Genomic DNA, 14,777 nt, shown 5'->3' on the forward strand with positions numbered 1-14,777 from the left:
CATCACTCCTTTCCCGCTTTGCTTTTCCAGACCAGCATTAAAAAAAGGAGGCTTATGTATCCAAAAACCGGATAAATATATCCTAGTAACCTTCCATATCCGAATTCACTAATAATCAAAGCTATTAAAAAAATGACCGCTATGATCAGCATGCTTGGCAATTTAATATAACTGCTGATTTGCCTCTGTAATCCATATATGTTTCCGATGACCGAAGTGAAAATCTCCCCGTAAATCACCAAAATGAACATCCAATATAACTGACTGGCTGCCGTTCTCATAATAACTGCTGAAGGAATTTCATAACCATTCACGTCAGGAAGTGTCATAAGTGAAAAATGCCCCGTCAATAAAATGATCGTTAGGAATATCCCACCAAGGATTGCACCTTGTTTAATGACCTTCTCATCTCGAACTTCATACGCAACCGGAACGAGCACAGCCTGAGCCAAAGCAAGGTTAAAGGCTGTATAGGCAAATGGTGACAAAATCATTTTCACGGTGATCACATCATCTGGAACCTTTGTAAGGGTCTTAAAGAAATCCCCATTACCCAAGGTAGAGAAAAAAAGGATTAAACTAAAACAGATCATGATTGGTACTACAAACGAGTTCACAGTGAAAACACCGCGCATGCCCATCATCAGGACCAAGGATGCCAGAATGATCGTAGACCAACTTCCTATACTTTTAGGCACGCCAAGTTGTTCTTCGAAAACGGCTCCTGAACCCGAAATCATGACAGCGGTCACCCCTAACAGCATGAAAAGGAAGAAGATGTTGATGATTCCTGCTATTTTCCTGCCAAAAAGAAATTGATTAAACTCTTCATAAGAAGATGCTCTGATCCTTGCGGAAATGAGCATGATTTTCGTTCCAGTGAAAATGAAAATATAACCTGCTATTAAAATCCCGATAAAGCCATAAAAGCCATATCGGGTAAAAAACTCGACAATCTCTTTTCCAGTTGCAAACCCTGCACCGACGACCGTGCCTACATAAACCGCTGCAATCTGAAAACTTCCTGACCACCTTGACAGCATACTCTCCCCTCCTCCCTACATTTATATGTAAGGAAGAGACATTTAAGACAAGCTGAGCAATATTCCTTCCGTCGGGTGTTTTTTTACTGCGCTAACATTCTCACATTCATGTAAACTGAACCCCCATATGCATTTCTTCTTGAGGCTTCAAACAGCATTTTTCATGCCCAACATTTCAAACGTATAGAAGATTTAAAAAAACGCTTGGAATGATCTCCAAGCGCTCTTTCTAGTATCCGTTTCGTATCATACAGCCTAATATTTCATAATGCCTTATCATCTACAGTGGAGAGCCATTCGTCTATCACCTTCACAACGGACTCTACAGTCCCGTCAACAAACGGGGATTTCAGATTAGCGGATTCAACGAGATCAAGGAAAGACTTGCTGCCTCCAAGTTGGCACAGTTTCAAATAATCCTCCCAAGCCGTTTCATCTTTTTCAGTCGACCTTTTCCAGAATTGGAAAGCACAAATCTGGGCCAATGTATAGTCGATATAATAAAAAGGTGATTGATAAATGTGGCTTTGCCGCTGCCAATACCCGCCATTCTCCAAGAATTCATTTTCTTCATAATCGCGATGAGGCAAATATTCCTTTTCGATCTTGCGCCAAGCCTGCCTTCTTTCAACTGGGGAGGCATCAGGATTTTCATAGACAAAATGCTGAAATTCATCAACAGCCACCCCATACGGAAGGAATATGAGGGCACCGCTTAAATGGGAAAACTTATACTTTTCCGTATCTTCCTTGAAAAATAGCTCCATCCATGGCCAAGTTAAAAATTCCATGCTCATCGAATGGATTTCACAGGCTTCATATGTGGGCCAATAATACTCAGGAATGTCAAGATCACGGCTGCGATACACTTGGAATGCATGGCCTGCCTCATGTGTCAAAACATCTATATCCCCGGAAGTACCGTTGAAATTGGAAAAGATGAATGGAGCCTTATAGTCTTCTATAAAAGTACAATAGCCTCCGCTCTCTTTTCCCTTCTTCGCCACAAGGTCCATCAGGTCATTATCTATCATATAGTTGAAAAACTGATGCGTTTCAGGCGAAAGCTCCTGGTACATCTTTTTCCCGTTCTCGATGATCCACTCGGCATCGCCTTTTGGAATGGCATTACCCGTTCTGAAATGAAAATTCTCATCATAATAGTTCAGGTTCTCCAATCCCAGACGTTCGCGCTGACGTCCCTTCAGCCGGGTGACAAGAGGTACCACTTCCTCTTTCACCTGCTTGCGGTATGCAGCAACCATTTCAGCATCATAATCAGTCCTTGTCATTCGATAATACCCAAGTTCCACGAAATTCCCATAACCGAGCGCTGTCGAAATTCCATGCCTCACCTTGACAAGTTCGTCGTATATACGATCCAATTCCTCCTGCTTTTCTTCAAAGAAACCGTAATATGCCTCACTTGCATTTTGCCTTAGTTCACGGTCCGGGGACTCCATAAAAGGCTGAAGCTGCGCTAGTGTTAATTCTTTGCCATCAAAGGGAATTTTTGCTGAGGCAATCAATTGTGAATATTCACTAGATAATTTATTTTCTTTTTGCAGCTGTGGTATGATTTCGGGCGAAAAAGTTTTGAGTTGGGCTTCTGCCAAGTCAAATAGTTGAGTTCCCCATTTCAACTCAAGCTCTTTGCGATATTTCGAGCGAACGAGTTCATTGTAAAATTTGGAGGTTAACTCTTCCATTTCAGGGGAGAAGTCATCTAAATAATCATTCTCCGCTTTATAAAAATCATCATTGGTATCAATGGAATGCCGTATATAGACCAAATTAAACATCGTACCTACATAATTTCGAATTCCATTTATTTCTTCCATGGCTTTTATTTGTGCATCGGCATTATCAGCGTCAGTAAATTTTCCCAAAGCTTTCATGAACCGGGTTTTAATTTCATCCATTTCAGGACGTTTATATTCATACTCATTAAATTTCATATGTACGCTCCTTTTCACGATATAAAAACATTTTTTCCTGTATAATCCAGAGTAACATTTTCCAATCCAGGTCACATTCATCATTATCGCGGTTATCGTAATATAATTAATTCGCCGCAGCGTTATTAAAAACCTCTATGTCCTCGAAACAAATTCAGGTTTTAACAGACATAAAAAACCAGCACCTGCGGATAAGTCCGGGTGCTGGTTCTTTAGCTAATTTTGAGCGGAATACCCAATTTTTTTAAGCAATTCGATCACGGTTGCCTTTTCATCTTGCGTAAGTACACTCATGATATCATCGATTCTTTTTTCATGCTCAGGAAATACTCCTTCAATGAAGGCCTTCCCTTTATCTGTTATTTTTGCAAACGTTACACGGCGATCCTCTTTACATGCTATTCGCTGCAGATATTCCTTTTGTTCAAGTTTATCCACGACATAGGTAATGCTGCCGCTAGCTAGCAAGATTTTTCCGCCTATTTGCTGAAGAGGCTGATCCCCTTTATGATAAAGTAATTCCAGTACGGCAAACTCAGTTGGATTCAGACCTTCTTCAGCTATATGTTTATTTACCACATCATTAATGGATCGATGAGCTCTAGACATCACAATGAACAGTTTCAAAGACTGTTGGATGTTATTATTCTCCATAACTTCACAACCTTAAAAATTTTTAATTAAAATATCTTGAATTAAAAGTTATTATATGACATAAAGGCTTTTTTGTCAATCTGCCCTGTTAGTATGCACTATTGTTTAATCAATCATTTTGATATACTTGAAAAAAAAGCTAAAGTAGTGACAATCATGAAAAAAAGGCATAAATTCACCACATATCTACTTATTGTTATTTTACCATTAATTTTTCTCTCTATCATTTATTGGATGCATTTAGAACGTTCCATTCAAAAAGAAAGACAGGAACAAGCTAAATGGGCGGGAACGTTTTATCAAGAATACATAGACCAAGTTATCAGTGAAACGAAGGAAAGCCTTGAGCTGCTTAGCCTTAGCAGCTCTGCTCTTTATATGGATGACAAAAAAAACGACCTTCTTTTGAAATGGATCAAAGATACAGATTCCAGGTATGCAGGAGTGTATTGGCTAAATCGCGACGGTGTATCCATTTCAGGGACGAATAAGAATTTCGATCATTACGATTTAATTGAACAGAATGATATTGAGCGTGCCGTAAAAACTCAAAAAGCGTTTGTTGCAGGAACAAAAGAGCTACATAACCGTAATTTAAATCATTTTTCCATTTTTGCTCCCATTCTGGATCAAGAAAGAAAAGTCCAAGGGTTTTTATTGGCACATATCAGGCTGGATCATTTGGAAAAAAGATTAAAGATCCTTAACCCCGGTCATACCTTTAAAGTAGAAACAAAGGACAAGATCCGAATTTTAGATATAAATGCCGAAGGATTCACTGGACATTCAACATGGGTGGATGTCCCTTTGACCGAAGCCGATTGGACACTGTCGGTCAAAGTCCCCGACAAGATTAACTCAAATAACATGAATGTTTTTTTAATGCTTGTCTTTTTCACCTTCTTTTTTACTCACATGATCTATATCATCGTGGAGGAACTGATCGTTCGCAGGAATACGAAAAACCAAAAGATACTAAACGAAAGCCAAAAAATAGAATTTGTCGGTACATTAGCTGCCAGTACTGCTCATGAAATAAAAAACCCACTTACTGGCATAAAGGGGCTAGTGCAATTATTGGTTGAAAAACACCCAGAAGAACAAGATCAGTTCTATTACTCTGTCATCATGAAGGAAATTGAACGGATCAATAGCATCGTCAGCGAATTTTTGATTTTAGGGAAGCCAATGGCCCAGACTTTATCCTTATATGATATTCGCAGTATCATGGCTGAATTGAGACCAATAATAGAATCAGAAGCACGTCACTTCAATATTGAAGTGGAATGGAATATCATAAAGGAGCCGATCCGGGTTCATTGTACAAAGGACCAACTCAAACAAGTCATTCTCAACATTGCCAAAAACGGTATCGAGGCCATGGAAGTTGGGAAAAAGTTAAGGATTCATATTCACCATGAAAATGAATGGGCTAAAATCATGATCATCGACACGAATTATTGAATCTTTTAACGGTACCATCAAGTTTTCAAGTAAACCTCAAAACGGTACAACCGTTACAATCAGCTTACCGCTGATAAAACATTCATAGACTTTGAAGGGTTTCATTTTTTATGAAGACTAGTAACGATTCCGATTTATTTTAAGATGTCATGCATACGGTGCATGCCTCTTGAATCTATTAATTGAATAGGTAAAAATCTCAATCAGGAAGAAGGAAATAAACAGATGGGAAGTATCGCTGCCATTAAAACAAAACCGCAAAAACAGGATATGACTCTTAAAATCATGATCATCATAGGCATATGCCATTTAATGAATGATTCTCTACAGGCCGTCGTACCGGCCATGTTCCCAATCCTCGAAAAATCAATGTCATTAACGTATACACAGCTGGGGATGATCGCATTCTGCCTGAATATCGTCTCATCGCTTCTGCAGCCGGCAGTTGGGTTCTATACGGATAAAAAGCCATTTCCATATGCATTGCCCATTGGGTTGACCAGTACTTTAATCGGGGTCATCATTCTTGCACTTGCCCCAAACTATACCATTATCCTTGGTGCAGTCATCTTGATGGGCTTAGGGTCAGCCATATTCCATCCGGAAGGTTCCAGGGTTGCCTACATGGCAGGCGGATCAAAGAGAGGCCTGGCACAATCAATTTATCAAGTCGGAGGGAATAGCGGGCAGGCACTTGCCCCGCTCATCACAGCCATCGTACTTGTTCCTTTTGGGCAACCAGGCGCGCTCTGGTTCGCCCTGGTTGCCTTAATGGCCGTTATCCTATTGCTGTATATTGCCAAGTGGTATTCCCAAAAATTAGTTCACTTCCAGCCTAAAAAGCGAGCTGCAAAAGTAATCAATAAAGAGCGGTCCCATAAAGTGGCAAAAGCCCTGGTACTGATTTTATTCATTATTTTTGCACGTTCTTGGTATGTATCTTGCATGACGAACTTTTACAGCTTTTATTTAATCGAGCAGTATTCATTCACGATAAAATCCGCACAATATTTCCTCTTTGCCTTTTTAGCCGCTGGTGCTGTAGGTACGTTTTTCGGAGGTCCGCTTGCTGATAGATTCGGTCGCAAAAATGTCATTTTCTTTTCTTTCGCTGCCAGCATGCCAATGACCGCACTTTTACCATTCGTACCTCCTACAGCCGCTTTTATCTTATTATTGATGGCGGGATTCATTATAATGAGCAGTTTTTCCGTCACTGTTATATACGCACAGGAATTGGTCCCGGGAAAAGTAGGGACGATGGCTGGCTTGACTGTTGGGTTGGCCTTTGGAATGGGTGCCATTGGATCCGTTTCATTGGGAGCCATTGCCGATATAATTGGAATCGAATCGATGATTAAACTAGTGGGATTCCTGCCATTGCTGGGAATCATAAGCATGTCGCTGCCGACTGATCAAACATTGAAAAAATGGTATGCAGAAGAGTAACTGCAAAATTGTTAATTTCTGGAACATATTTTTCATGTCTAAATACAATAAATTATTGTTTCACCCAAAAGTTTACAATGAGTAACGATAAGTACCATACAAAGGAGAAATTTATGAGTGGAGTTTTATTAGGCAGCATCCTATCTGCTATGTCTACAGGGTTTGGTGCGTTACCGATCTTGTTCATTCAAGGTTCAATCACACATCGATTCAGAGACACGCTTCTGGCATTCACCGCTGGAATCATGATGGCTGCTTCGTTATTGAGCCTGATCCCGGAGTCTCTGGCCACCGGAGGGTATATTCAGCTAGTCATCGGAGTGTTTCTCGGGGTAATGACACTAACGATCATGGAAAAAAACATTCCTCATATTGATCTCAGCCATACGAAAAGTGGCATTCAGTTCGATGAAAAGGCTTTGCTCATCATCACTGCCATTACACTTCATAATATTCCTGAGGGTCTTTCCGTCGGGGTCAGTTATGCCTCTGATACAGCTGATACAGGTAACTTGGTCGCTTTTGCCATCGGCCTGCAAAATGCACCGGAAGGCTTACTGGTAGCCTTGTTTTTAATTAATCAAAAAATCGGTAAAATCACATCGTTTCTGATAGCAACCTTAACCGGTACCATCGAAATAATTACGGGCTTATTAGGTTACTATTTAACCTCATACATTGGGTTCCTGGTTCCATACGGCCTAGCTTTCGCCGCCGGGGCCATGCTTTTCATCGTTTATAAGGAATTGATTCCTGAAAGCCATGGGGATGGTAATGAACGAACATCTACCTATTCCTTCATTATCGGCCTTTTGTTCATGGTAATATTATTGGAAGTTTTGTAATTTCCCCTACCTGCCATGGCTGGCTCCATCAAGTGAGTCAGCCCTTACTTTTTATATTATTCCACTCAGAAAAAGTAAGACCTCTAAACGAATCCCGATGCATGAAGGACACCTTCTGGTGGTCTCCCGCGTTATATTCCTCAAGTCCATGAAAAACACAAAGATATTTCTTGTATATATAAGTCTTTCTTTAATTGTTTTAAATGATTTGTTCATAAAGGTTCCTTCATGGGAAATCGCAAAAAGGGGATTATCTCCCTGCCTGCTTAAAAAGTCATGCATGCATTCAGTTCCCGCTAAAAAGTTATGTCATCATTAAAGGGCTGCTGCACTATAACAACCATTTCTTCCCGCTTATTTCTCACTTCCGATGAATGATGTTGAAGGATCAAATATTCATTTATTAGTTTATCAAGTTGCTCGCTTTGGCGCAGGGTATACTCATGACCTAGTCCATACATTTTGGCCAACTCCATCATTTCCCAACGCTTCATTCGAATCTCAGAACAAATTTCCATTGCACACCTAGAATTCATAACTACATTCACTACTCCTGCCCTTTTAAAGTTACATTATAATAAAGAAGTATTACAAAATATGCCTTATATGTAAATAGATTCGCAAAAAAAGACAAAACTTCTTAAATTGCGATAAAGCTTTACCCTCTAGCAGACAGGATATGACGGAAATTTCTAACCATAAAACCTTCTAATGATCAGAAAGAAATCATATGAATTCTGCTCGAAAAATGATTCGAAAGTTCCCCAATTTGAGGGCATTCTTCGTTTCCGCTTCCTTAATTCAGCAGCTTCCCATTAATGAAAGCACAACATTTTTAATGATCTTAATTGTGCTTCCAAAATAATAATGATGGAACAAAAAAAGGAATCCAATAAGGATTCCCCAGACTGTAGAAAATTCGAAGAAAAGCCAGTTTGTCTGCAGTTTATTAGTTTGTTTAATAAATTAGATAGAACCTTTCTTTACGAAAAACGTTTAGTTATTTTCAGAAATCCGCTCCCTTTCCCCCGACTGCCTGCCAAGTCTAATCTAACGGTGTCTCGGCTAGCCGGTAATTCGGCAGTAATGTCGCAAAAATCTTCTACTCGAAAGGCAAATAAATATGAAAGCATGTCCCTTTTCCTACTTCGCTTTCCACTTCTATATAGCCATTATGCTCTTCAATGATTTTATAGCTGACCATGAGCCCGAGCCCCGTTCCCCTATCCTTCGTCGTATAAAAAGGTTCACCCAATTTTTTTAGCATTTCCGTTGAAATCCCCATGCCTTTGTCAGTAATTGAAATGCAAACGTATTTCTCTGAAAATCGGCTTGTTTTAATGGAAACGGATCCCCCATCCGGCATGACTTCCAATGCATTTTTGATGATGTTAATGAACACTTGCTTTAACTGGTTCGCTTCACATAAAACGTTAAATTCCTCTTCTTCAAAGTCTGTCTCGAATTGAATATTTTCCAACAGTGCCTGAGCAGCCAGTAATTCCAGTGTCTCTCTCAATATGGTATGAACATCTTGTTTGAAAATTTTTAGCGCCTGCGGTTTTGCCAGTACTAAAAATTCCGTGATAATGGTTTCGATTCGCTTAATTTCGGAAGTAATTACATGAAAGTATGTGGAAAATTCCCCCTTGACACCATCCTCAAGCAACTGGATAAAACCTTTTAAGGCTGTCATTGGATTCCTGATTTCGTGAGCAATTCCGGCCGCAAGTTCACCAACGACATTCAAAGTATCCGATTTCCTGATCTGTTCCTGCATTTCGAGACTTTTACTCACATCTCGGAAAATGCTTAAATTCAGGTTCGAATATAAATTTTTCCTTGTCAAAAATTCAATATGCTTTAATCTTCCATCTTCGAATGTGATTGGAATGATGGATGAGTAGACCTCATGCTTATAAACATTTTCAATGTGAGCGTTCAAGACAGGAGCATTATCAGGGATTTTTTCGATGAATCCCTTAACAGATAAAGAAAGCAGTTTACGCTTTGAAATCTCCAATATTTTTTGACCCGCTTCATTAATATCCGTGAACCCTTCATGATTCCAGAGAATCAAGCCGTCTAATGTTCCCTCAAAAATCTTCCTGAACTTCTTCTCACTATCCCTTAATTCCTTCTCAATCAACCAGCGCTCACTGACATTTCGAAATATCGTTACGTTATACCCGTCACCTTCATGCTTTTTGGCAGTCAATTCAAGCAATTTAATTTGGTTATTAGGCATTTTATAAATCAGCTCATCCCGAACTTGGGTGTCTCTCGCAAACGTTTCCATCATCTGATCAAAATGGTGATTATTGCTGTACACGTATTTCCAGATATAACTGCCTATCAAATCCTCTCTGCTGGACTCGAATATTTTACATGCTGAATGATTGACCCGAAAAATGATTCCATCATCATTCCAGAATATGATCGCATCCATGGACTGGTCGAATAATTCCGCAAAAATCCGTTCGCTCGTCTCTAACTTTTTTTCTATTATATTAGAATCTGTGATTCTTCGAAGCACCGACATATATAATTCATTTCCTACCGTTGAACTTATGGAAAAAGTAAAGTGATGCAGTTCATCCCCAACCTTAATCTCTACCTCTCCTTTGAAGTTCGACTCATAAAAGGCTTTTTGTATGCTCTCATCCCAATATCCCCGATAATCAGGGGATATGAGGTCCCTCATATTCTTACCGACAATCTCTTTTTTCGGTATGCCCATGACATGGATGAAGGCATGGTTCACTTCCATGATTATTCCTGAACTGTCGAATAGAACGATACTTTCTATGGCTGTATCAAAAATGTCCAAAAACATCTGCCTTGACATCCTTGTTTCCCTTAACGAAGAAACATCCAATGTCACATCCCCCAAACGATAGAACTGCTGTCCTTCGGAAAGATCTCCCATACGCACAAACTCTATTTGCTTAAGGGCTCCGGTATGAAGCTGGATAATTTGCCTTTCAGATTCATTCGAGGTTTTTAGGGAACTTGACACTTCCTGATTATTTAAAGGGATGACATCGAGAAAATCAGTTATCTTCATGGACTCCAGCTGATCTTTCGATGATTCCAGCAGGGCACATGAGGCATCATTGGCAAAAGTGATACGCAGTTCCTCATCAACCCTAATATAAGGCTCTGACATTGAATTGAAAATATTCAAATACCCTTCGATTTGTTTATTCAATTTTATAATTTCCTGTTTATATCCCGTTTCATTCTCAAAACCGATATTCATATTAACCCCCTCATCAAGACCCCTACTTACCCACTTTATTCGACATCCATCTTGATTTTCCTCGGTATTTCCGAACCAAAATTACCCTATATATCAAATTATAGTATATTGAATACTATAAAACTTAGCGTTAAGCTTAATTTAAGATTTTTATAATAAATTTAATAAATATTGATTTCGTACAAGGTATTTAGGGTATAAAAAATAACAATGCTTTCTTTCTAGCTACCTTAAAAATTTATTAAATGGAGGCAATAATGAAACAACGTGATTTTTTCTTCGATAACGCCAAGTTTATTCTGATGGCTTTTGTCGTCTTTGGACATTTGCTGAATACGTATATACATGACAGTGAAACGATTTATGCATTATATAAAACCATTTATTCCTTTCATATGCCTGCCTTTATCCTGGTTTCAGGTTTCTTTGCGAAAGGTTTTTATCAAAAAGGGTATTTAGCTAAAATTACCAAAAAACTAATTTTACCTTACATCATTTTCCAATTGATATATACCGTTTACTATTATTTCTTATATGAACGCTCTGCCATCACCGTAGACCTGCTCGATCCCCAATGGTCGCTATGGTTCTTGATCAGTTTATTCTGCTGGAACATCATGCTGCTTGGTTTTTCAAAGCTAAAGCCATCAGTAGGCATAGGTTTATCTATTTTAATCGCATTAGTGATTGGATATATTGACAATATCTCCAATTACCTTAGTCTTTCCAGGACATTCGTTTTTTTCCCGATGTTCTTGATCGGATACCATTTAAGCAAGGACCATTTAAAAAAACTATTCACGCCCAAAGTTCGTTTGGCATCACTTAGTGTCATGTTAGTGATTTTTATCGGTTTTTATTTAAATACCGATATCAATTATAAATGGCTGCTCGGTTCGAAACCATATGCCGAACTCGAAGATGCGACAATCGTGTCCATGTTCAAACGCCTAGGATTTTATGGATTGAGCATCATTTCAGTGTTCAGCTTCCTTTCATTCATCCCACGCGGACAATATTTCTTTACAAATTGGGGTAAACAAACCCTTTATGTCTATCTGCTGCATGGTTTCTTCATTCGGTTTTTCCGTGAAAGCACCATACAGGAATACTTCAGCAATACAGAGAGCTTCATCATGCTCGCCGGTCTCTCTTTCTTGATTACGGTGCTTTTATCAAGTGAAATGATCGCTACGATGGCACAGCCGATCATCGAATTGAAGGCGACCAAAACAAAACGTTTCATGACTAAAACAAAAGAATATATTAAACAAGCTTTTTAAATATAACGGATGAAGCATTTTCTGCTTTATCCGTTTTTATTTCATATCAACCTTCAAGGTGTAAAGATTAATTACCCTTCAATACAATAACTCATTTTTCAAATGAAGCACGCTATGGTAAAATTACTCGTTAGTGCTTGTTGGCTTAAAAAGACATGTACACGAAAGGAGTCAGGCGTTTTTTTACGCCCTTTAACCATGAATATAATAATCAGTACTCTTAATGCAAAATATATCCATACATCGCTATCTATCCGATATTTAAAAGCTTATGCCCAGCCAGATTATGATGTACAGCTGGCAGAATATACAATAAAGGATCCGATTATGAACATAGTAGGTGACCTTCATTCCAAAAAACCTGACGTAATCGGGTTCAGCTGCTATATTTGGAACATCGAGGAAACAATGAAGGTCGTAGCCATGCTGAAGAAGATCAATCCAAAATTGGTTATCATCCTGGGCGGACCTGAAGTCACTTATGACGTTGGGGAATGGCTTGATCAGATTCCCGGGGCTGATTTCATCGTAATTGGGGAAGGTGAAGTCACCTTTAAGGCCCTTTTATCTGAAATCGAAGGTTCGAATGACTATAAGAAGGTCGGCGGCATTGCGTATCGGCAGGATGGGAAAAAAATCATCCAGCCTCAGAACGGCAAAGTAGATTTGAAATCCCTCCCTACTCCATATCGTTTGGAGGAAGACCGTGGCGACCTATCAAAACGTGTCACCTATATCGAAACTAGCCGAGGTTGCCCTTTTAGCTGCCAATTTTGCCTTTCATCGATTGAAGTGGGTGTCAGGTATTTTGATCGTGAAAAGATTAAAGAAGATATCAGGTACCTAATGTCTAATGGAGCAAAGACCATTAAGTTCGTTGACCGAACCTTCAATATCAGCAGAAGCTATGCCATGGAAATGTTTCAATTCTTAATTGATGAACATCTTCCCGGTGTGGTTTTCCAATTCGAGATCACGGCGGACATCATGCGTCCGGAAGTTATCCAGTTCTTGAACGATAATGCCCCTGCAGGTCTGTTCCGCTTTGAAATAGGCGTACAATCGACGAATGATCATACGAATGATCTAGTTATGAGAAGGCAGAATTTCGAAAAACTGACAAGGACCGTAACCATGGTAAAAGAAGGTCAGAAAATTGATCAGCATTTAGACCTAATTGCCGGTTTACCAGAAGAAGATTATCATTCTTTCAGAAAGACCTTCAATGATGTTTTCGAACTCAGACCCGAAGAGATGCAGCTTGGTTTCTTAAAGATGCTTCGAGGCACTGGCTTACGGATACGTGCCAATGAACACCAATATATATACAGCGAACATGCTCCCTATGAAATCCTGGGGAATAATGTTTTATCCTTCGATGACATTGTCCGCATTAAACAAGTTGAAGATGTCCTTGAAAAATACTGGAACGATCATAGAATGGACCATACAACGGAATATCTTGTCCAAACGGTATTTCAATCACCGTTCGACTTCTTTCAAGATTTCGGTACCTATTGGGATGAACAAGGGTGGTCACGAATCGGACATCAGCTTGAAGACTTGTTCAGACGTTTACAGCAGTTTTTGGCTTCCCGGGAATCTCCAGAACTGAAAAACATCATCGGACTCATGAAAATGGATTATTTCATGAATCAAAAATACAAACCACGTAAACCTTGGTGGGAAGCTTCATTAGATAAAAATGGGCGCAAAGAGATATATGAAGATATTCTGAATAACCCTGAACAGCTTGGTTCCTCTTTCACAGCTTTGGCCCTTAATGAAAAGGAAATACACAAACACACATTGCTCGAGGCACTTCCCTTTGATTTGGAAACGTATTTAGCTGAGGGAACAATCGTCGATAAACCATCGTTCATGCTTGCCTATTTTGATCCGAGTGGTAAGGGATCAACGATATTCCCTCTCTCAAAATCTGGCAGCATCATGCTTTAAGAATAAGGACGGACCCAAGAATTGGGTCCGTCCTTATTTACTTATCACTTTCCCGTTTTTTATTTTCTTTTGCCAAATTTTCATAAATTTTTGTTGCGTTCATATCGCCGCTGAATTCGATTCCAAATTCCGTTCGTACATGTTCTCCCAACTTTTCTTCGCTGTCCCGTTTTTCTTTATCCATTAACTTCTTCCTTTTCTGCCTTGCTTTGAATTACGGTTGGCACCTTTCATTGCGTTTTCCTCCATTGCGAACTCATTGGAAAATTCATTTTCAGCTTGGTTTCTTTTTGGTGTTTTACTTGCTTTGACAGCACCATCCACATTGGCTTTCCGTTTCATTTTTCATCCACCCTTTTTAATATAGTTTACATCATTAGAATGGGGTAAAAATGCCGGAAATTATTCAGGGATAATATAGGGACAGACGAGAAAAATAACCGTAAAACGGAAAGGGAGACACGACACTATATGAAAAAAAAATTGGATTCACCAATGATCGACGATACTCAACCACACCAAATTAACGCACCAAGCTTTAAAGGATCCGGCATAAAACCACAGGCTCCATTCGTTAATGATTATGGAGTCGTCATCGGCGACAGTAAATATGCATCCGAAAACTCACCACTCGAAAATTGGAGTGAAGATACAGATCCGGAAATCATGGCTGGAGACGAATGGATACACCCCACCAATGATATAGGCTGGAATTCAACCGAAAACCGTGAATTGTTAGAGTCTAAAAGAGCGCCGCAGCCGCCTTTCATGCATCCCGATAAAGATGTCAGCACCGATACGGATTGAATCGTTCTAGAAGGGCAAAAATCCCGTTATCATACAAGGGGGGCATCACACCC

General features: G+C 39.4%; 13 protein-coding genes. 6 read left to right on the top strand and 7 right to left on the bottom strand.

Features of this window, described 5'->3' with window-relative positions:
- Positions 1 to 2: 2 nt before the first annotated feature.
- The 3 genes from ACFVS1_RS14405 to ACFVS1_RS14415 all read right to left on the bottom strand — a co-directional run bounded on the left by ACFVS1_RS14405 (position 3) and on the right by ACFVS1_RS14415 (position 3,655).
- Positions 3 to 1,043 (bottom strand): YkvI family membrane protein, encoded by a 1,041-nt coding sequence (locus ACFVS1_RS14405; RefSeq protein WP_387548267.1) that lies wholly within the window; start codon positions 1,041 to 1,043, stop codon positions 3 to 5.
- Positions 1,044 to 1,306: 263 nt separating this feature from the next.
- Positions 1,307 to 3,001 carry a M3 family oligoendopeptidase gene (locus tag ACFVS1_RS14410; protein WP_387548269.1) on the bottom strand — a complete coding sequence of 565 codons (1,695 nt, stop codon included), beginning with the start codon at positions 2,999 to 3,001 and terminating at the stop codon, positions 1,307 to 1,309.
- A gap of 216 nt (positions 3,002 to 3,217) precedes the next feature.
- Positions 3,218 to 3,655 (bottom strand): MarR family winged helix-turn-helix transcriptional regulator, encoded by a 438-nt coding sequence (locus ACFVS1_RS14415; protein WP_034314147.1) that lies wholly within the window; start codon positions 3,653 to 3,655, stop codon positions 3,218 to 3,220.
- Positions 3,656 to 3,811: 156 nt separating this feature from the next.
- On the opposite strand from ACFVS1_RS14415, the gene ACFVS1_RS14420 reads away from it, so the two are divergent.
- The 3 genes from ACFVS1_RS14420 to ACFVS1_RS14430 all read left to right on the top strand — a co-directional run bounded on the left by ACFVS1_RS14420 (position 3,812) and on the right by ACFVS1_RS14430 (position 7,413).
- Positions 3,812 to 5,119, top strand: coding sequence for a histidine kinase dimerization/phospho-acceptor domain-containing protein (locus ACFVS1_RS14420; protein ID WP_387548273.1), 1,308 nt, complete (start codon positions 3,812 to 3,814; stop codon positions 5,117 to 5,119).
- A 225-nt stretch (positions 5,120 to 5,344) separates the two neighbouring features.
- Positions 5,345 to 6,568, top strand: a complete 1,224-nt coding sequence (locus ACFVS1_RS14425) for an MFS transporter (protein WP_387548276.1) — start codon at positions 5,345 to 5,347, stop codon at positions 6,566 to 6,568.
- Positions 6,569 to 6,681: 113 nt separating this feature from the next.
- Complete coding sequence (locus ACFVS1_RS14430) at positions 6,682 to 7,413, top strand: ZIP family metal transporter (RefSeq protein WP_387548279.1); 732 nt, start codon at positions 6,682 to 6,684, stop codon at positions 7,411 to 7,413.
- A gap of 296 nt (positions 7,414 to 7,709) precedes the next feature.
- Here ACFVS1_RS14430 and ACFVS1_RS14435 read toward each other — a convergent pair whose 3' ends face one another.
- Positions 7,710 to 7,949, bottom strand: coding sequence for an aspartyl-phosphate phosphatase Spo0E family protein (locus ACFVS1_RS14435; protein WP_101224501.1), 240 nt, complete (start codon positions 7,947 to 7,949; stop codon positions 7,710 to 7,712).
- Positions 7,950 to 8,515: 566 nt separating this feature from the next.
- Complete coding sequence (locus tag ACFVS1_RS14440; RefSeq protein WP_387548282.1) at positions 8,516 to 10,675, bottom strand: PAS domain S-box protein; 2,160 nt, start codon at positions 10,673 to 10,675, stop codon at positions 8,516 to 8,518.
- Positions 10,676 to 10,932: 257 nt separating this feature from the next.
- Here ACFVS1_RS14440 and ACFVS1_RS14445 point away from each other — a divergent pair, with 257 nt between their 5' ends.
- Positions 10,933 to 11,958: an acyltransferase family protein gene (locus ACFVS1_RS14445; protein ID WP_241590467.1), complete on the top strand. Its 1,026-nt coding sequence runs from the start codon at positions 10,933 to 10,935 to the stop codon at positions 11,956 to 11,958.
- A gap of 198 nt (positions 11,959 to 12,156) precedes the next feature.
- A complete protein-coding gene (locus ACFVS1_RS14450; protein ID WP_352922634.1) occupies positions 12,157 to 13,917 on the top strand; it encodes a B12-binding domain-containing radical SAM protein in 1,761 nt (586 codons plus the stop codon).
- 37 nt (positions 13,918 to 13,954) lie between these two features.
- Here ACFVS1_RS14450 and ACFVS1_RS14455 read toward each other — a convergent pair whose 3' ends face one another.
- Entirely contained in the window at positions 13,955 to 14,101 is a 147-nt protein-coding gene (locus ACFVS1_RS14455; RefSeq protein ID WP_387548284.1) for a hypothetical protein, read from the bottom strand.
- Positions 14,101 to 14,259, bottom strand: a complete 159-nt coding sequence (locus ACFVS1_RS14460) for a hypothetical protein (RefSeq protein WP_094246584.1) — start codon at positions 14,257 to 14,259, stop codon at positions 14,101 to 14,103. Before ACFVS1_RS14460 ends, ACFVS1_RS14455 begins: the two co-directional genes overlap by 1 nt.
- A 129-nt stretch (positions 14,260 to 14,388) precedes the next feature.
- On the opposite strand from ACFVS1_RS14460, the gene ACFVS1_RS14465 reads away from it, so the two are divergent.
- Positions 14,389 to 14,724: a DUF3905 domain-containing protein gene (locus ACFVS1_RS14465; RefSeq protein WP_352921705.1), complete on the top strand. Its 336-nt coding sequence runs from the start codon at positions 14,389 to 14,391 to the stop codon at positions 14,722 to 14,724.
- Positions 14,725 to 14,777 lie beyond the last annotated feature (53 nt).

The sequence above is a fragment of the Peribacillus sp. NPDC058075 genome (assembly GCF_042885195.1).
Taxonomy (GTDB): domain Bacteria; phylum Bacillota; class Bacilli; order Bacillales; family DSM-1321; genus Peribacillus.